Origin of the sequence: Spongiimicrobium salis (assembly GCF_043678055.1) — a bacterium.
Lineage (GTDB): Bacteria > Bacteroidota > Bacteroidia > Flavobacteriales > Flavobacteriaceae > Spongiimicrobium > Spongiimicrobium salis.
Genome location: NZ_JBHEQA010000006.1, coordinates 134,921 through 154,359 on the forward strand (window position 1 = coordinate 134,921; position 19,439 = coordinate 154,359).

17 protein-coding genes and 1 tRNA gene are annotated in these 19,439 nt (G+C 40.3%); 14 read left to right on the forward strand and 4 right to left on the reverse strand.

The genetic code is table 11. The features are described 5' to 3' along the window. Window positions 1–9 precede the first annotated feature (9 nt). The 13 genes from ACEXOE_RS20815 (at window position 10) to ACEXOE_RS20875 (ending at window position 14,731) form a co-directional block, all read left to right on the forward strand. Entirely contained in the window at window positions 10–327 is a 318-nt protein-coding gene (locus tag ACEXOE_RS20815) for an FtsL-like putative cell division protein (RefSeq protein WP_394750793.1), read from the forward strand. Continuing rightward, window positions 327–2,333 (forward strand): penicillin-binding protein, encoded by a 2,007-nt coding sequence (locus ACEXOE_RS20820; RefSeq protein WP_394750794.1) that lies wholly within the window; start codon window positions 327–329, stop codon window positions 2,331–2,333. Before ACEXOE_RS20815 ends, ACEXOE_RS20820 begins: the two co-directional genes overlap by 1 nt. Next, complete coding sequence (locus tag ACEXOE_RS20825; protein WP_394750795.1) at window positions 2,330–3,793, forward strand: UDP-N-acetylmuramoyl-L-alanyl-D-glutamate--2,6-diaminopimelate ligase; 1,464 nt, start codon at window positions 2,330–2,332, stop codon at window positions 3,791–3,793. Before ACEXOE_RS20820 ends, ACEXOE_RS20825 begins: the two co-directional genes overlap by 4 nt. Before the next feature lie 29 nt (window positions 3,794–3,822). Then, window positions 3,823–5,046 (forward strand): phospho-N-acetylmuramoyl-pentapeptide-transferase, encoded by a 1,224-nt coding sequence (gene mraY, locus ACEXOE_RS20830; RefSeq protein ID WP_394750796.1) that lies wholly within the window; start codon window positions 3,823–3,825, stop codon window positions 5,044–5,046. Further along, a complete protein-coding gene (gene murD, locus ACEXOE_RS20835; protein ID WP_394750797.1) occupies window positions 5,047–6,381 on the forward strand; it encodes a UDP-N-acetylmuramoyl-L-alanine--D-glutamate ligase in 1,335 nt (444 codons plus the stop codon). Between the two features lie 4 nt (window positions 6,382–6,385). Beyond that, window positions 6,386–7,585 (forward strand): FtsW/RodA/SpoVE family cell cycle protein, encoded by a 1,200-nt coding sequence (locus ACEXOE_RS20840; RefSeq protein WP_394750798.1) that lies wholly within the window; start codon window positions 6,386–6,388, stop codon window positions 7,583–7,585. Continuing rightward, the gene (gene murG / locus ACEXOE_RS20845; RefSeq protein ID WP_394750799.1) at window positions 7,572–8,666 is read left to right on the forward strand and encodes an undecaprenyldiphospho-muramoylpentapeptide beta-N-acetylglucosaminyltransferase; all 1,095 of its coding nucleotides are present in this window, start codon (window positions 7,572–7,574) and stop codon (window positions 8,664–8,666) included. The genes ACEXOE_RS20840 and murG overlap by 14 nt, the downstream gene beginning before the upstream one ends. Before the next feature lie 17 nt (window positions 8,667–8,683). Continuing rightward, window positions 8,684–10,045: a UDP-N-acetylmuramate--L-alanine ligase gene (gene murC / locus ACEXOE_RS20850; protein WP_394750800.1), complete on the forward strand. Its 1,362-nt coding sequence runs from the start codon at window positions 8,684–8,686 to the stop codon at window positions 10,043–10,045. Next, window positions 10,026–10,745, forward strand: coding sequence for a cell division protein FtsQ/DivIB (locus ACEXOE_RS20855; protein ID WP_394750801.1), 720 nt, complete (start codon window positions 10,026–10,028; stop codon window positions 10,743–10,745). The genes murC and ACEXOE_RS20855 overlap by 20 nt, the downstream gene beginning before the upstream one ends. 7 nt (window positions 10,746–10,752) lie before the next feature. Further along, window positions 10,753–12,084: a cell division protein FtsA gene (ftsA, locus tag ACEXOE_RS20860; RefSeq protein WP_394750802.1), complete on the forward strand. Its 1,332-nt coding sequence runs from the start codon at window positions 10,753–10,755 to the stop codon at window positions 12,082–12,084. 46 nt (window positions 12,085–12,130) lie between these two features. Next, the gene (gene ftsZ, locus ACEXOE_RS20865) at window positions 12,131–14,041 is read left to right on the forward strand and encodes a cell division protein FtsZ (RefSeq protein WP_394750803.1); all 1,911 of its coding nucleotides are present in this window, start codon (window positions 12,131–12,133) and stop codon (window positions 14,039–14,041) included. A gap of 100 nt (window positions 14,042–14,141) precedes the next feature. Further along, a complete protein-coding gene (locus tag ACEXOE_RS20870) occupies window positions 14,142–14,585 on the forward strand; it encodes a GatB/YqeY domain-containing protein (RefSeq protein WP_394750804.1) in 444 nt (147 codons plus the stop codon). A gap of 72 nt (window positions 14,586–14,657) precedes the next feature. Continuing rightward, window positions 14,658–14,731 (forward strand) — tRNA-Arg (locus tag ACEXOE_RS20875). Between the two features lie 310 nt (window positions 14,732–15,041). Here the strand turns inward: ACEXOE_RS20875 and ACEXOE_RS20880 are convergent. The 3 genes from ACEXOE_RS20880 to ACEXOE_RS20890 form a co-directional block, all read right to left on the reverse strand. Next, on the reverse strand, window positions 15,042–15,929 hold the full coding sequence (locus ACEXOE_RS20880) for a hypothetical protein (RefSeq protein WP_394750805.1): 888 nt from the start codon (window positions 15,927–15,929) through the stop codon (window positions 15,042–15,044). A gap of 5 nt (window positions 15,930–15,934) precedes the next feature. Then, window positions 15,935–16,921 (reverse strand): hypothetical protein, encoded by a 987-nt coding sequence (locus ACEXOE_RS20885; protein WP_394750806.1) that lies wholly within the window; start codon window positions 16,919–16,921, stop codon window positions 15,935–15,937. Window positions 16,922–17,035: 114 nt separating this feature from the next. Then, on the reverse strand, window positions 17,036–17,596 hold the full coding sequence (locus tag ACEXOE_RS20890; protein WP_394750807.1) for a DUF4870 domain-containing protein: 561 nt from the start codon (window positions 17,594–17,596) through the stop codon (window positions 17,036–17,038). A gap of 209 nt (window positions 17,597–17,805) precedes the next feature. On the opposite strand from ACEXOE_RS20890, the gene ACEXOE_RS20895 reads away from it, so the two are divergent. Continuing rightward, window positions 17,806–18,945 (forward strand): winged helix-turn-helix domain-containing protein, encoded by a 1,140-nt coding sequence (locus ACEXOE_RS20895; protein ID WP_394750808.1) that lies wholly within the window; start codon window positions 17,806–17,808, stop codon window positions 18,943–18,945. Window positions 18,946–18,992: 47 nt separating this feature from the next. On the opposite strand, the gene ACEXOE_RS20900 is transcribed toward ACEXOE_RS20895, so the two are convergent. Beyond that, entirely contained in the window at window positions 18,993–19,430 is a 438-nt protein-coding gene (locus tag ACEXOE_RS20900) for an SRPBCC family protein (protein WP_394750809.1), read from the reverse strand. Between the last annotated feature and the right edge of the window lie 9 nt (window positions 19,431–19,439).

The window sequence follows — 19,439 nt, forward strand, 5'->3', positions numbered from 1 at the left end:
AATACAGTAATGCGTAAACGACTGTTGGACATATTAAAGGGGAAATTTTTAGTCAGCGGAGATGCTCCGAAAAACTGGCTATTTATAGTTTTTGCTTCTTTTTTGGCTACCGTAATGATAGCCAGTTCCCATAGTGCCGATGGAAAAGTGCATCGTATTGCTGCCTTGAATGAGGAAGTGAGAGAATTAAAGAATGAATATGTAGATGTTCGGTCGGACCTGCAAGGGTTGAAATTGGAATCTACAATTACCAAAATGGTGGCAGAAGAGGGCTTGTTTCCTTCCGAGACACCACCGAAGAAAATCATGGTAAAATCTGAAGAATAGTGGCGGTTACCGAAAAGAAAATATTAACCAGATTGTATGTAGTGGCAGGAACCCTTTTTCTGTTCGCCCTCGCCGTAATGGCCAAATTGGTGATGATTCAAATGGTAGATGGCGATGTGTATCGTCAAAAAGCGGCCAATAGAACAGAAAAGATGTTTACTATAGATCCCAATAGGGGAAACCTCTATTCGGATGATGGGAGTCTATTGGCAACTTCCGTTTCCCGTTATACGGTGCGTTTTGATGCCGTTACGGTAAGTGATGTCGATTTCAAGGAGAACGAAAAAGCCTTGTCCAAAGCCCTTTCCACTTTATTGGGGAAGCCTGTATCGCATTATCGGGAACTCTTTAGGAAAGCAAAAGCCAATAAAAGTCGATATGCCCTGGTGGCCCGTAATTTGGATTATTCGGATTATATGGCCGTTAAGGATTTTCCATTGTTCAATATGGGGCCTTATAAAGGCGGGTTGATTATAGAGCAAAAAACCGTACGTGAGCATCCGTTGGGGAAAATAGCGGAACGAAGTGTGGGCTATGAACGGGAAGATGAGAATGGCTATTTCACCCGTGTTGGTCTCGAGGGCGCATTTGGACAGTACTTACGGGGAGTGAAAGGAAAAAGGTTGAAGCAAAAAATAGCCAAAGGACAATGGAAGCCTATTGGAATGGACAATATTGTGGAGCCCAAAGACGGTTACGATGTAGTTTCTACCATTGATATCAATATTCAAGATATAGGACATCATGCGCTGTTGAAGCAGTTAGAGTATTACAAGGCAGATCACGGTTGTGTCATTGTCATGGAAACGGCTACAGGAGAAATAAAAGCCATTTCCAATTTGGGGAGAACCAAAGAAGGAAAATATTACGAGCGATTGAATTATGCCATAGGGGAGTCCCACGAGCCTGGATCTACCTTTAAGTTAATGTCCATGGTGGCGGCATTAGAGGATGAGGTTATCGATACTAGTACGGTCATTGATACGGAAAAAGGAAGATGGAAGATCTACGATCGAACAGTACGGGATTCCAAAGCAGGTGGCTATGGGAAAATATCTGTTGGAAAGGCTTTTGAAGTTTCTTCCAATACGGCATTTGCTAAAATTGTGCACAACAATTATAAGAAGGAACCCTCTAAATATGTTAAGCGTCTCATGGAGATGAATTTAGGGAAGGAATTGGGGTTGCCGATAAAAGGAGAGGGGAAACCGGTGTTGCGCTATCCAGGAGATGAGGGTTGGTCTGGCATTTCTTTGGCATGGATGTCCCATGGTTATGAAGTGGCCATGACCCCGTTACAAACCTTAACATTCTATAATGCCATTGCCAATAATGGAGAAATGGTAAAACCAAGATTGATTAAAGAGGTGAGGGAATGGAACACTACCATCCATAAGTTCGATAAGGAGGTTATTAATCCTTCTATTTGTTCAGAAGCCACGATTGGAAAAGTGCAACAATTGTTGAAAAATGTAGTGGAGAAAAAACATGGAACAGGGCATGGTTTGTATTCCCCCAATTTTTCTATGGCCGGAAAAACAGGGACTTGTCAAAAGAACTATGTATCCAAGGATCCCGACAAACTGCGATATATTTCCACTTTCGCTGGATATTTTCCTGCGGACAATCCTAAATATTCCTGTATTGTGGTCATTCATGAACCGGATAAAAAGGTGGGTTACTATGGGGCCGATGTTTCCGGGCCCGTGTTTAAGTCCATTGCACAAAAGATTTATGCAACATCCCCCTTGATCGATACGGTTGATCCTACGGAACTGAATGGGGAGCTTTTGGGAGATACCTATGAAGCCTATTATGCAATGGCCGAAAAAGAATATGCCAAAGTTCCCAATGTTAAGGGGATGAGTGGAATGGATGCCGTGGCCATGCTAGAGAATTTAGGATTGGATGTAGAAGTTATTGGAAATGGAAAAGTGAAGCGGCAATCCATATCTCAGGGAACCGATTTGTCCAAAGTAAGAAAAATTGTATTGGAACTTTCATGAAGCTATTAAAGGACATATTATATGGAGTGCGCCTTTCTGCGGTAAACGGACCTACCGATATTGTGGTGGATGCCCTGTATTTTGATTCCAGAAAGGTAACCAAGAACAGTGCTTTCGTGGCTATTAAAGGAACAATAACCGATGGACACAAATATATTGATGCTGTAGTGGCCGCTGGTGCCACAACTGTAGTTTGTGAAGTTTTACCCGAGCATTTGAAAGATGGAGTCACTTATGTAGAGGTGCACAATGGAAATAGTGCTTTGGCAATCATGGCTTCCAACTTTTATGATACGCCCTCAAAGAATTTAAAATTGGTAGGTATTACTGGAACCAATGGGAAAACAACGATCAGTAGCCTATTGTACCAATTGTTTAAAAAAGCGGGATATAAAGTAGGGTTGATATCTACCATAAAGGTTATGGTAGACGAGACCAGCTATGCTACAACGCACACGACTCCGGATGCCTTGAAGATCAATGAACATCTGAAAGAAATGAACGATGAGGGAGTGGAATTCTGTTTTATGGAGGTGAGTTCCCATGGCATTGACCAAAAGAGAACAGAAGGGCTTGTTTTTGAAGGAGCTATTTTTAGTAACCTATCCCATGATCATTTGGATTATCATGAAACTTTTGCGGCCTATAGGGATACCAAAAAGATACTTTTTGATCAATTGCCCAAAACAGCCTTTGCCTTAACCAATAATGATGATAAGAACGGTGGGTTAATGTTGCAAAACACAAAGGCAAAGAAATATAGTTATGCCTTAAAAACCTATGCAGATTACCGAGGGCAGGTATTGGAACATCAGTTTGATGGGCAGTTGCTGAAAATTAATGACAGCGAATTGTGGTCAAAACTTATAGGACATTTTAACGCTTATAATTTGGTGGCCATATATGCTGCTGCCGAATTACTGGGGCTTGAAAAAATGGAAATCCTTCCCTTGCTCAGCGAGCTGGAAAATGTAGATGGGAGATTTCAATATTATATATCACAAAAAAGAATAACGGCTATAGTCGATTATGCCCATACGCCGGACGCACTAAAAAATGTACTAGAGACCATAAGTACATTGAGAACTGGAAATGAAAACGTCATCACTGTTGTAGGGTGTGGTGGCGACAGAGACAGATCAAAGCGTCCGGTAATGGGTCATATCGCATCTGAATTCAGTGATAAGGCCATTTTTACCTCCGATAACCCAAGAACGGAGTCGCCAACTGCAATCTTAGAGGATATCGAGGCAGGTGTAGAACCACAAAATGCAAAGAAAGTCTTGTCCATTGAGAACAGAAAGCAGGCCATTAAGACCGCTTGTCAATTGGCACATGACAATGATATTATTCTAGTAGCGGGCAAAGGACATGAAACCTATCAGGAAACCAATGGGAATCGTGTGGATTTTGACGATTTTAAAATCGTAAAGGAAGTATTGAAAAGTTTAAATAAATAAGCCAGGATTGGGCTTGCACAAATAAGATTATGTTATACTATCTTTTTGAATATTTGGAAAAACAGTACCAATTGCCAGGGGCGGGTCTTTTTCAATTCATTACGTTTCGTGCAGCTATGGCCGTTCTGTTATCGCTTTTGATCGCAACGACCTATGGGAAGAAAGTTATTCTTTTTCTGCAGCGAAAACAGATAGGGGAAACGGTGCGTGATTTAGGATTGGAAGGTCAAAAACAGAAAGCAGGAACACCCACCATGGGTGGATTGATCATCATTATGTCCACTTTGATTCCCGTTTTACTTTTTGCCCGATTGGACAATGTCTATATCATACTCCTTATCGTAACGACCTTGTGGATGGGAATCATTGGGTTTATTGATGACTACATTAAAATTTTCAAAAAAGACAAAGCAGGTTTAAAAGGACGATTTAAGATCATGGGGCAGGTGGTTCTTGGTCTTATTGTTGGGGCTACCCTCTATTTTCATCCAGAAGTGACGGTTAAAGAGCGTATGGATACGGAGGTAGTGGTGGTAAATGCAGAAACCGTAGTGAAGTCGGGACCGGAAATCAAATCTACAATGACAACGGTTCCTTTCTTTAAAAACAATGAACTGGATTATAGTGCCTTTATTTCCTGGGCAGGGGATGGATTGGCAGATTATGCCTGGTTGGTCTTTATTCCGATCATTATCATCATTGTGACGGCGGTTTCCAATGGAGCTAATCTTACGGATGGCATAGATGGTCTTGCCGCAGGAACATCGGCCATTATTGTATTTACCCTGGGCATTTTTGCTTGGGTTTCGGGAAATATTATTTTTTCGGATTACCTCAATATCATGTTTATCCCAAGAACTGGAGAGCTAGTGATTTTTATTGCTGCCTTTGTGGGGGGATTGATTGGCTTTTTATGGTACAATGCTTTTCCCGCTCAAGTTTTTATGGGAGATACGGGAAGTCTTACCATAGGTGGGGTAATCGCTGTAATCGCTATTATCATTCGTAAAGAACTGTTGATACCGATCCTATGTGGGATTTTCTTCGCGGAGTCCATATCGGTGATGTTGCAAGTAGGCTATTTTAAATATACCAAAAAACGTCTAGGGGAGGGGAAACGCATTTTTCTGATGGCCCCCTTACATCATCACTATCAGAAGAAAGGATATCACGAAAGTAAAATAGTAACCCGTTTTTGGATTGTAGGAATACTATTGGCCATTATCACTTTTGTGACATTAAAGGTGCGCTAAATGAAACGGCTTGTAATACTAGGGGGAGGAGAAAGTGGTGTAGGTACGGCCATTTTAGGAAAGGAAAAAGGCTATGAAGTCTTTGTCACGGATAAAGGGAAACTAAAGAAAAAATATAAAGACGTTCTTGAACATTTTGAGATTGATTGGGAAGAAGAGCAGCATACCGAGTCAAAAATTTTAAACGCTGATCTGGTCATGAAAAGTCCAGGGATACCTGATAGTGTGCCTTTGGTAAAAAGCCTTGTGGAAAAGGGGATTCCTGTGATTTCGGAAATCGAGTTCGCTTCACGCTATACAGATGCCACCATTATCGGTATTACGGGGAGTAATGGGAAGACGACGACCACAATGTTGGCAAACCATCTATTTAAAACGGATGGAGCCCTTGTGGGGATGGCCGGAAATATTGGAGACAGCTATGCAAAAATGGTCGCTCAGGAAAAGTTTGATTTTTACGTGCTGGAAATCAGTAGTTTTCAATTGGATGGTATTGTGGATTTTAGGCCGCATGTTGCCATTATTACCAATATCACGCCAGATCACTTGGATCGTTACGCCTATTCTTTTGAAAATTATATCGCTTCAAAATTTAGGATCGCAGAAAACCAAACCAAAGAAGATTATCTCATCTATGATGCGGATGATCCCGTCATAGTCGACTGGTTGGAAAAACATCCCGTTCAATCACAATTAATTCCTTTTTCCCTGGAAAAAACCTTGGAGATAGGGGCACAACTAGAAAAAGAAAATATAATAATAAAGACGCATAATACACATATGGAAATGACAACAGACACTTTAGCCTTAGAGGGAAAACATAACCTTAAAAACACCATGGCCGCCTCCTTGGCTGCCAAATTGGTGGGAATCCGTAAGGAAACCATTCGTAAAAGTGTTCAGAACTTCCAGGGAGCCGAGCACCGATTGGAAAACGTATTGAAGATTCATCATGTACAATATATCAATGATTCTAAAGCAACCAATGTAAATGCTACCTATTACGCATTGGATAGTATGAAAACACCCACCGTATGGATTGTGGGAGGGGTAGACAAAGGAAACGATTATAAAGAGTTGATGTCCTTGGTACGTGAGAAGGTCAAAGCAATTATTTGTCTTGGAGAAGATAATTCCAAGATTGTCGATGCTTTTGGCAATGTAGTGGATTTGGTGGTAGAGACCTATGCCATGAGTGAGGCGGTAAAAGTGGCCTATAAAATTGCTGAAAGGGGAGATACCGTATTGCTGTCGCCAGCATGTGCAAGCTTCGATCTATTCGAAAATTATGAGGATCGCGGAAATCAGTTCAAAACCGCCATTAAAAATTTATAAGTAATTGGTTAAATTCTTTAAAAATATCAATGGAGACCGTGCCATATGGGCTATAGTGGCCTTATTGGCCCTATTCTCCTTTTTGCCAGTATATAGTGCCAGTAGCAATCTGGTCTATGTAGTGGGAAACGGTACCACAATGGGGCATTTGGTAAAACATGCCCTGCTCTTGTTTTTGGGTTTTGGAATCATCTACGGGGTGCACAAAATTCCGACACATTTTTTTAAAGGATTATCCATCATTGCAATGCCCATTGTTTTGGTATTGCTCGTGTATACCCTGGCTCAGGGAAATACGATAGGTGGGGCCAATGCTAGTCGTTGGATACGTTTGCCCTTGGTAGGCTTTACATTTCAAACCTCGAACCTTGCGGCCGTGGTTTTAATGATTTATGTGGCGAGATACCTCAGTAAAATTAAGGATAGGACAATTACGTTTAAGGAAAGTATCCTTCCCCTATGGGTACCGGTATTTCTAGTATTGGTGCTGATATTGCCCGCAAATTTTTCCACCGCGGCCATTATTTTTTCCATGGTATTGTTGTTGTGCTTTTTGGGAGGCTATCCTTTTAAATACCTTTTGGCTATTGTAGGGTCGGGCATTTTGGCCCTTAGCATGTTCATTTTAGTGGGTAAGGCCTTCCCGGATTTGTTTGCCAATAGAATTGATACCTGGGAAAATAGGATCGAGAATTTTTTTAATGGAAAAGATACCGAGGCAGATTACCAGATAGAACGCGCTAAAATAGCCATCGCAACAGGAGGGGTTGTTGGGAATGGTGCAGGGAAAAGCGTGCAAAAAAACTTTTTGCCCCAAAGTTCTTCAGATTTTATTTATGCTATTATCATTGAAGAATACGGTTTAGTGGGCGGCTTTGCCTTGATGTTTTTTTACCTCCTCTTACTGTTTCGCATCGTGGTCGTGGCCAATGGGAATACGACCATCTTTGGAAAATTGGTAGTGCTTGGAGTAGGATTGCCCATTGTATTTCAGGCAATGATCAATATGGCGGTAGCTGTGGAATTGTTCCCGGTGACGGGGCAAACCCTACCCTTGATCAGTAGTGGGGGAACTTCCACTTGGATGACATGTCTGGCGATTGGGGTCATATTGAGTGCCAGCAACAAGGAGGAAGCAAGCAAAAAAAAGAAGGCGAGCGTAGACGAAACAAACCCTTTAGAAGTACTGAGTGGACAATTATAAATTCATATTATCCGGAGGAGGCACTGGAGGGCATATCTATCCAGCAATTGCCATTGCCAATGAATTGAAGCAGCGTTATCCCAATGCTGATTTTCTCTTTGTGGGGGCCAAAGACCGTATGGAAATGGAAAAAGTACCCCAAGCTGGGTATAAGATAAAAGGATTGTGGATTAGCGGACTAGAACGAAAACTAAGCCTTAAAAATATGATGTTCCCCCTGAAACTGCTCAATAGCCTATTAAAAGCGGGATCCATTGTACGTTCCTTTAAACCCGATCTTGTGGTGGGAACAGGAGGATTTGCCAGTGGTCCATTACTGCGGGTAGCGTCCGGCAGAAATATTCCTTGTGTATTACAAGAACAAAATTCCTATGCCGGCCTTACCAATAAATTGTTGGCAGGAAAAGTAAAAAAAATATGTGTTGCCTACGATGGGATGGAAAAATTCTTTCCTGCTGAAAAAGTAGTGAAAACCGGGAATCCGGTTCGTGGTGGGTTAATGGATATTCCAAAAGATGCTACGGAAGCACATCATTTTTTTGAGCTGGATACCCAGAAAACTACTGTGCTTATATTGGGCGGGAGTTTAGGTGCAAAAAAGATTAATGCCCTGATAGCATCAAAATTGGAATACTTTAAAAAAATAGGGGTGCAATTGATTTGGCAATGTGGAAAAGGCTACTACCAAACCTATGAAAAGCATGAAAATGCAATAGTGAAGGTAAGGGCTTTTTTGAATCGAATGGATTTGGCCTATGCTGCGGCAGATATTATTATTTCTAGGGCAGGAGCAGGTTCTGTATCTGAATTGTGTATTGTGGGGAAGCCTGTTATTTTCATCCCTTCACCCAATGTGGCAGAAGATCATCAAACCAAAAATGCGAATGCCTTGGTAGAGGAAGACGCAGCAATTATGGTGCAAGAAAGTAATTTGGATAGACAATTTGAGGAGGTTTTTTCGGACTTGTATCTGTCTGAAGAAAAAAGAGCGACCCTAGGGAATCATATAAAGAAATTGGCAATGCCGAATGCAACGAAGCATATTGTTGATGAGATTGAAAAGTTATTGCCTAAAACATAAAATTAGAAAAAAGGAATATGAATTTAAAAGACATCCATAGTGTATACTTCATTGGTATAGGAGGTATTGGTATGTCTGCTTTGGCCCGGTATTTTAAATTCATAGGAAAGGAAGTGGCCGGTTATGACAAGGTGAGAACCCCTTTGACCACAGAATTGGAAAGGCTGGAAATCGTCATTCATTATGAGGACAACCCCAAAGTCATATCGGGAGCTTTTTTAAATCCCAAGAGTACCTTAATCATATATACGCCTGCAGTTCCTAGGAATCATGCAGAGTTGCAATATTTCATTGGACGCGATTTTGAAGTGAAAAAACGGTCCGAAGTTTTAGGCATCATTACCAAAGACACGTTTTGCTTTGCTGTAGCCGGAACACATGGAAAAACTACAACTTCCTGCATATTGGCCCATTTGCTTAAAGAAAGTGGTACTCCGATTACCGCTTTTTTAGGAGGTATATCCGAAGATTTCAACAGTAATTTTCTTTTGGAGGGAACCGATTATTCCGTGGTAGAAGCCGATGAATTTGATCGCTCCTTTTTGCGATTGTTTCCCAATGTAGCTTGCATTACTTCTATGGATGCCGATCATTTGGACATTTATGGGGATAGCAAGACGCTTACACAATCCTTCAAAGATTTTGCGGCAAAATTGAGCGATAAAGAACATTTGTTCGTGCGTAATGGTCTTCCTTTGGAAGGGACTACCTATGGCATTGAGGATGGGGCGGATTATTGCATCAAGAATTTAAAAATAATAAATGGTAGTTACCATTTTGATATCACAACTCCCGAGACCACTATAGAACAACTGACGTTCCATAAACCAGGGAGACATAACCTGCTTAATGGTTTAGTAGCTTTTGCAATGGCGATGAAAATAGGATCCCCACCTGATCGCCTTGCCGAAGCACTGAAATCTTTTAAGGGGGTGCAACGTAGATTTTCGTATCAGATCAAGAATAACGGTTTTGTGTTTATCGATGATTATGCACATCACCCAACAGAAATAAATGCAGTATTTGAGGCGGTGGAAGAGATGCACCCCAATAAAAAAGTACTTGCAGTATTTCAACCGCATTTGTTTTCAAGAACACGCGATTTTGCAGATGATTTTGCAACGGCATTGTCTAAGTTCGGCAATCTGCTGCTATTGGATATCTATCCGGCAAGGGAGGAGCCCATTGCGGGAATTTCATCAGCTTGGTTGTTAGAAAAAGTTGAAAATTCAAATAAAAAAATAATTGAAAAATCAAACTTATTAGAGGAAATAAGAAATCAAAAGCCAGAGGTTTTGGTGACGATGGGAGCAGGGGATATTGGATTGGAAATTTCAAAAATAAAAAAAGGACTGATCAATGAAAGTGAATTGGAATAACATAAAAATTTTAAGTTTAATTCTTTTAATAACAGGGCTTTATGCTTTTTCTGAAGCCCGAAGCGAAGGAAAAACCATTGCGGATGTGAATATTGATTTTAACGAAAATGATGCGCCATACATCACGCATGCCATGGTTAATAAATTGTTAATACAAAATTATGGGAGCCTCACAAACGTAGCCAAAGAAAATTTAGATTTGAATACGATAGAGAAACTCATCACCAAAAATGAAATGGTGAAAAGTGCGGAGGTTTATCTTACTGTAAATGGAGAACTTAAGTCTAAAATAGCGCAAAGAAAGCCTATTGGACGTATCGAGGGAAGTGAAAAATTTTACATGGATGAAGAAGGAAAAATGATGCCTTTGTCCAAAAATTATTCGGCCAGAGTACCCATTATTACCGGAAAGATCAATGAAAAAAATTTAGAAGATGTTTTTACTATTCTAAAATATAGCGCTACAGATGATTTTCTTTATAAAAATATCATTGGTGTGCATATTGCGGAAAATGATACTTATCAATTGAAGTTTCGATTGGAAAATTTTGTGGTGGATTTGGGGAAGGCGAAAAATTTAAAGGGAAAATTCAATAATTATAAAGCATTTTATATCAAGGCAAATAAAGATGGCTCTTTGCCTAATTTTTCAAAAGTGAGTCTTGAATTTGCAAATCAAGTAGTGTGCACCAAAATATAATAGGATAATGGAAAAAGGGAATTATTCAGTAGGATTGGATATAGGGACCACAAAAATTGTGGCCATTATTGGGAAAGAAAACGAATACGGAAAAATTGAAATTCTGGGCATTGGAAGGTCCAAGAGTTTAGGAGTGCACCGTGGGGTAGTGAACAATATTACCCAGACCATAAAATCTATTCAACAAGCTGTAGAACAAGCGGAAGCTAGTTGCGGGCTACAGATAAGCTCTGTAGTTGTGGGTATTGCCGGACAACACATTCGAAGCTTGCAGCATAGCGATTATATCACTAGACCCAATTCCGAGGAAGTGATCAATGAAGAGGACCTGGACAAATTATGCAATCAGGTGTATAAACTGGTGATGCTGCCGGGAGAAGAAATTATACATGTGCTGCCCCAAGAGTATAAGATGGATGGTCAGGCCGAAATAAAGCAACCCATTGGAATGTATGGTGGTAGATTGGAAGCAAACTTCCATGTAGTGGTAGGACAAGTCTCTTCGATCAAGAATATCGGAAGATGTATTAAAAGTGCTGGTCTGGATTTGGGGAATATTACCTTGGAGCCTCTAGCTTCATCCGACGCTGTACTGAGTCAGGAAGAAAAAGAGGCTGGAGTTGCCCTCATCGATATTGGTGGGGGAACCACGGATTTGGCCATTTTCAAGGATGGTATTATAAGGCATACGGCAGTGATTCCTTTTGGAGGAAATGTAATCACTGAAGATATCAAGGAAGGATGTTCCATTATTGAAAAACAAGCTGAACTATTGAAAATGAAATTCGGTTCGGCTTGGCCAGGGGAGAATCGGGACAATGAAATTGTATCCATCCCGGGACTTCGCGGAAGGGAACCTAAGGAAATCACCTTAAAAAATCTTTCAAAAATCATTCATGCCAGAGTCGTTGAAATCATTGAACAGGTGTATGTAGAGATTAAGAATTACGGCCATGAGGAACAAAAGAAGAAACTAATCGCTGGGATTGTCTTAACCGGAGGAGGAAGCCAATTAAAACATCTAAAGCAATTGGTAGAATACATCACTGGAATGGATACCAGAATTGGATACCCCAATGAACATTTGGCGGGAGATTCCGATGAAGAAATCGCCAGCCCTTTATATGCCACAGCAGTTGGCCTTTTGATGAATGCCATTGCCAATGATGCAAAAAACGCTGCGAATTTTGTAGCGGAAGAAGAACCTTTGGAAGAAGAGGTGGTTTTTCAAGAAGAACAACAAGAAACAGTGGCAAAAGCTGCTGTGAAGAAAGAACGAAAATCCGTTTTTGAAAAATGGTCCGAAAAATTAAAGGATTTTTTGGATAACGCGGAATAACAGAATACAAGTAGAACACACAATAGAACTAAGTAACAAGTAAAAGATGAGCAAAAACATCGAAGTGGACAGTATCGCTTTTGATTTACCTAAGAATCAGAGCAATGTAATTAAGGTAATTGGCGTTGGTGGCGGCGGAAGTAACGCCATCAATCACATGTTCCAGGCCGGTATTAACGGTGTGGATTTTGTAATCTGTAATACGGATTCCCAGGCATTACAGAATAGTGCCGTACCCAATAAGATACAGTTAGGGGTATCGCTTACAGAAGGATTGGGTGCCGGAGCCAACCCAGAGGTGGGGGAACAAGCTGCGATTGAAAGTATGGAAGACATTAAACGCATGTTGGGAACTTCCACTAAAATGATATTTATTACCGCAGGAATGGGGGGTGGAACAGGAACAGGAGCGGCTCCTGTTATCGCCAAACAAGCCAAAGAATTGGATGTGCTTACCGTAGGTATTGTTACTATGCCTTTTCAATTTGAAGGAAAAATGCGTGTGGAGCAGGCTCAGCAGGGAATAGAGAGATTGCGTGCAAATGTAGATTCCCTCATCGTAATTAATAACAACAAACTTAGAGAAGTATATGGCAACTTAGGTTTTAAAGCTGGATTCTCTAAAGCTGATGAAGTATTAGCTACTGCAGCTCGTGGAATTGCAGAGGTCATTACGCATCACTATACGCAAAATATTGACTTGCGGGATGCCAAGACGGTATTGTCCAATAGTGGTACCGCGATTATGGGGTCCTCAACGGCTTCTGGTTCTTCAAGGGCCAATGAAGCCATTACAAAGGCCTTGGATTCGCCTTTATTGAATGATAATAAGATTACAGGAGCTAAAAACGTATTGTTACTTATCGTTTCCGGCTCTCAAGAAATCACTATTGATGAAATTGGGGAAATTAACGACCATATCCAAATAGAAGCCGGTCATGGTGCCAATATTATCATGGGGGTTGGTGAAGATGATAGTTTAGGCGAGGCCATAGCGGTTACGGTCATTGCCACAGGTTTTGATGTGGATCAGCAAAATGATATTGTAAATACAGAAAGCAAGAAGATTATTCACACTTTGGGCGATGAGCAGAAAGCAGAACAAGATCTTAGCCCAAAAAAAGGGGTGACAGCTGTTGAAATCCCAGTGACTCCCGCACCGGAAAAAAAGATCATCAAGCATGTTTTGATGGAGGAGGAAGAAGAGGATATGGGCTTGATTCCCACTACAGATTATATCAAAAACTTTAATGTTATCTATGAAGAGGTATTAGAAGAGCATGTAGGAGACGACTTTTTGATTTTTGATGCTGTAAAGGAAATGGAGGTAGTTGATCCCGAAGTGGTGGCCCCTATAGATAAGGATGAAGATCAAATAGCCTTTAGTTTTGATGAGCCTTTAACGAATTATAGCCTAGAGGAAGAGGAAGAGAAGGAGAACGTCATTACCTTTAATTTAGAGGATGATGTTCGGGATATGGATGTAAAAGACCCTATAGAAGTGGTTCCTGCCGCGTCCTATGACAAGGAGACAGAGACACGGTATAGCTTGGATGATTATATGGAATTGGAGCATCAGTTGACCAATGCTAAAGCCAAAAAGGAAGAGGTACAAGAGAAAGATGAAGAATTGGTTTTTGAGAAGAAGGTTGCTGTTGAAGAGCGGGCAGATGAAGAAGCCACTGAAATTGATCCGATGAATACGCCTATTGAAGAAATGTTGAAAGAGCGCGCAGATGAACGTAGACGAAAGCTTAAGGATTTCAACTACAAATTTCAAAATAGCCTGAACAATATTGATGAAATAGAAAAAGAACCGGCCTATAAAAGACAGGGCGTTAATTTAAATGAAAAACCTACAGAAAAGAAAGTTTCCCGAACAAGTTTAGGGGAAGATAGCAATGATGAAATGCGTTTGCGATCCAATAATTCTTTTTTGCACGACAATGTAGATTAAAGAACTGGGAACAGAGATTTCCATGAAAGTATAAGCCCGGAAACATGTCTTGTTTTCGGGTTTATTTTTTTATCTTCGTTTCTTCTTTAAAACTAAAGTTATGAGTTTACAACAACAGGTAATGGAGCAAATGAAAGCTGCAATGAAGGCAAAGGATAGTGTTGCATTGGAATCCTTACGTGCAATCAAATCGGCCTTATTATTAGCGCAGACCAGTGGTACGGGAACCATTACCGAGGATGAAGAGGTAAAACTGGTACAAAAGCTAGTGAAACAGCGAAAAGATAGTGCCGCAATCTACACGGAACAAGGGAGAGCCGACTTGGCAGCTCCTGAATTGGCGCAAGCCGAAATTATCGCACAGTTTTTACCCGAACAGCTCACCGAAGAGGAGATTGAAAAAGTGGTAGTGCTTACCATAGAGGAGCTGGGTGCCGCTGGGATGAAAGATATGGGAAAGGTAATGGGTGTAGTTTCCAAAGAACTTGCCGGGCAAGCCGATGGAAAGACGATTTCTACCATTGTGCGCGCTAAATTAGCCTAATAATTCCTTGCCAATTCTTTGGTAAAGCAATTACTTTTTATGTAAATTTGCCCTCCTTAATACAAGGATACTGGCCTCGTGGCGCAACTGAATAGCGCATCAGATTTCGGCTCTGAGGGTTGGGGGTTTGAATCCCTCCGGGGTCACGAATATATAGTGCAATAAGAAAAAACGCCAAGCTCGCTTGAGCGTTTTTTTGTTTGTGCTATATTCAAAGCGGAGCTTTGTAGGGATATGTAATCCCTCTTCGATGCAAATCCCGTTTTCCGAATCCCATAAAGAATCCAGTATTGCTTTTGTGGCCTTTGATATTCAAAGCGGAGCGTTGTAGGGATATGTAATCCCTCTTCGATGCAAATCCCGTTTTCCGAATCCCATAAAGAATCCAGTATTGCTTTTGCGGCCTTTGATGTTCAAAGCGGAGCGTTGTAGGGATATGCAATCCCATATATAATACTAGATCCCTTTCAGGGAAAATTTATATTGACCTTCATATTTTTTTAATTCCTGAATTAAATAATAGCGATGGGAATATCCATTAAACACCGCAATGACTTCGTTAGGATGCTGCTGTATTTGTTTTAAAATATTTTGGACCATAGCCTTATTTCTGATATCCCAATACGCCATGTGTATGGGGATAAAATCTGAATAATGGGCTAATTCGGGTCTGTTTTTTGCGATTTCTGGTAGTGTTTTATATACGTAAAGCTGCCTTTGTTTTATAATACTATCCGAGAATGCGCTATTAACAGCAGTAATAGTTCCTTCTCTAAATGTTTTGGTATCTGCTTTGTTTAACCTTAAGAATTGAATCACACTTGCAGCTTGTTGATCCGTTAATTGATTCTTTTGATATAATCCAATTAAGGCGTTCAATAGTTTTTTGGAATTCTTGTTCAATTGATGCTTACGATGAAATGTATTTCTGAGTTCCCACTCATAGGGTAAAAGACAGCAATTGGGATTGTTCCTAAGATATTTAAGCGCCACTGCTTTTTCCATTTCTTTTCTTCTTTTGAAAAAATTCATAAGTTGGGTAAAATAATCCCTTCTTTTTACAATTCGCTTCACAGCGCTGGAGTCACCTTCGTAGAGGATAATGGAAGGAGAAATGCGATCCAAATAATCATACAAATGATGCCGTTTAATGGAGTCCGTTTCAAAATGTACGGTGCCAATAATGTGAACTTCGGTATTCTTTGTGTTTTGTTTGTTGCGGTGTTTCACTTTTTTAACGACCTCTTGATGTATAAAACGGTTCAGTACTATCGTATGTATGCTTAAGCTTACCACAATTGTTAGCAATGGAATGCACAGTAGCGCGATACCTATTTTTTTCATAAACTTCATTTTTCCAGTACCGTGAATTCTTCAGTTAAGGTATCTAGGATTAACATGCTTTCGTTAAAGGGTTGATTCCCCAACCACCCACCAATTCTAGTAAAAGGGGTTATCAGCGGCTGCGTAGCTGTATACATATCCACATAACTCACACGCTTTAGTGCTAAATTGGCATTCCCCACCGTGAATAGTTTGTTGGAAGCTTTGCTTACGATAGGAATACTGTTTCCCCAGCTATTGGCCCCGTAACGTATTTCTGGCCTGTTTGTATCCGTATACCGCTTAAAGCGACTTTTTATGGTAATCAGTCCGAAAGCACTACAGCCAGAATCGTATAGAAATTGATAGGCTTTATTATCAAGAGTCACTGGTAACATGATGCGCCTTCCGGTAAAATCGAAAGTCTTAAATCCAGATAATGCCTTCATCCATAGAGGGCGCTCATCATATACTTGTAATTTTTGATTTTTAAAATCAATGCTTGTAATTCTATTGGCTAGGAAGTCGCTCCCAATAGTTCCTATTTTGATGGGTGCAATCGTATCGCTTTTATCAAAAGTATTTCCATAATTTGGAAGTATCTTGATCATGGATGCTCGTATGTGATTGTTACTTAAGCTGAAATCCAAGTTTTTAATATACCTGCCGTCCTCTTGTACTATTTCCTGTATATCCAGACCTAGGGCTCTTAGCGCTTTGACGTCCTTTTCATAAAGCAATGTATGTGGAGCTCCAGTATCAAACTGTAGATAGAACTGATGCGACAGGTTTTCAATTTTTAGAGGTATCGTAATGGCTGCCTGAGATTCATAAATTCCCCCTATGGAATCACCTGCCCAATTAAAATGAATGGATTTGGATTGGTAGGTATAGTTGAAATAATTTGTTTTTTCTTGAAATAATGCCTTATTGAATTTTCGAATGCCTACAGCACAAATAATGACGGCAATAAGGATAATGGTAAGTAGGGTATAGCCTATTTTTTTCTTCATGAGGTATGGATTTTGATGTGATGAATGCTTGGAGCCTATAGCAAGCTCGATACACAAATAAAGAAGAAAAAGGAGGAAAAAATCAGGGATTCATGCCGCCAATTTTACGACAATTTAAAGAAAACGAAGGGGGATGTTTAGAAAACTGAAGTTGTTGCGCTGCAATTTTAACGCAATACTACAGACCATAATGATATTGATGGCATAGGCAATAAGGAGGACATATAAGATGATAGGTGTATTTGAAAAAAGGGTACGCCCTATAAAAGGAGATAGGCAGAGCAAGATGGAAAGTACGGAGGAGAATATAATTTGAAAATTGATAATACGCCTGCCCATTTCATCGACCAATTTGGAACCTCTATTTTTACGCCAAAGGATAAGAGGAAGTATGATATTACCAAATGGAATTCCTAAAAAAGATAGAACAGATAGATTGATGAGCCGAATAGAGGTAGCTTCCTCTTTTTGGGTTTGTTCAACATGCTTAAATTGTTCTTGAAGTGCCGAGGGTTCCATTGTAAAAGCTAGGGAAAGTACGTTTAAGGTATGCCCTTTAGGTTCTTTGTTTTTAGATTCCAAGCGCTGGATCGTTCTAAGGGACAAACCTGTTTGTTTCGCTAGCCCATCTTGTGTAAGACCAGATTGTTCTCTTATTTTTTTGATGATGTTCATCTTTTTCCGAATAAACCTGTCTTTTAATTGCTTTTACGCAGTTGCATCTCCAAGATACAGGATTTTTATTTCGCTAGCAGGAGTTTCACGGATAAATATAATTATGGCAACTAGGTCATGGAAATTTTAAACCTATATCATGTTCATATTTGGGGTAAGCATTCTAGTTTTTCACGCAAAATTTTGTGGTATTCCCTATCTTTATCCCTATGTTCAAACCTATACTCCTTTCTAAAAAGGAAGCCTGTAAAATAGCATTGATGTCCCAGGGCTTTCACACTAAAAAAAACACCACAAAAGCAGTCATTGAACAGATGGGTTATGTGCAGATCGATACCATTTCGGTGACGGAACGCGCACATAATCATGTACTGTATACCCGTAATGCAACTTTTAATCCGGAGGAGTTGGATCAACTCGTACGACAAAAGGCCATTTTTGAATATTGGAGCCATGCTGCGGCATATTTGCCCATAAAGGACTATGTGTTTAGTCTCTATCAAAAAAATAGATATAAGACTGGAGGTAAACATTGGTTTCCCAGGGATAAGAAAATGGAAAAATATGTTTTGGACAGAATTCGCGCCGAAGGCCCCCTCCAATCCAAAGATTTTGAAAGTAAGGAAAAAAGCGATCATCCCTGGGGGAATCGGAAGCCTACGAAAATGGCAATGACCAATCTCTTTATGGATGGCACTATTATGATCGATCATCGAAAAGGGTTTCAAAAAGTATTTGATCTTACAGAACGTGTACTTCCCGATCATGCTGATTTAAATGTGCCTACGCTAGAAGAATATGTCAACCACCTTATAGGTAATGCGCTTAAAGCCCACGGAATTGTGAACCTACAAGAAATCATTTATTTGCGGAAAGGGGTGAAAACCATGGCAAGTAAACTGTTGGCAAAAAAAATAGAAGCTGGAGAACTACTTCCTGTACGCGTTGGAGATCTGGAAACACCCTATTATGCCCAACAAACCGTATTGGAGTATCTTGATTCGGGTATTAGGCTGCCTAAACGACTCCATATTCTGAATCCTTTTGATAATCTTTTGATTCAGCGAAAAAGAACGGCAGAACTCTTTGACTTTGAGTACCTGTTGGAATGTTATGTCCCCGAGAAAAAAAGAGTACACGGCTATTATACGCTTTCCTTGCTCTATGGAGATACTTTTGTAGGGCGTTTTGATGCCAAGGCAGATCGCAAAAAAGGAGTTTTTCATATTAAAAAAATATGGTTTGAAAAAGGATTTAAGCCTACCAAAACATTCCAACGCGCACTCGATAAAGAATTGTTGGCCTATGCTAGATTTTGCGGATGTGCCGAACTAAGCGGCGAAATTTAAGGCATGGCAACATGATGGTTATCCTGAAGAATAGCATTACTAGGCCTTTAAAGGCTATTTTCCTGTTCTACTACTTCCTTCAAAGCCCTATTCATGGCTTCAAAGCCCTTTTTTGTAGCATCGAGAGGAAAAAAACGGACTAAAAGCCCGCGAAAAGTTTCATTCTGCTGAAATAAGGTGGTTCCGTTACCTTGGTCTATAAGCTGAAAGGAATGGCTGCCATCAAAGAGGCCTTTAAAAAGAAAATGCCCCAACCATTGTAATTTCCTATGCTTTTCCAGGATTTGGATTTTAGGTTTAAAAATCATCTTTTTTCCTCCTGGGGGTACAATGGCCACTACAAGCCGATGGCCAACGCCCATTTTTCCCTGTATGGCAGTAATAAAGGGGTTCCAAGAAGGGTATTGTTCAAAATCACTAAGTATGGCCCATATTTTTTCTGGGATTGCATTGATGACAATGCTCGTGTGGATTTCTTTTGTCATAGGACGGTG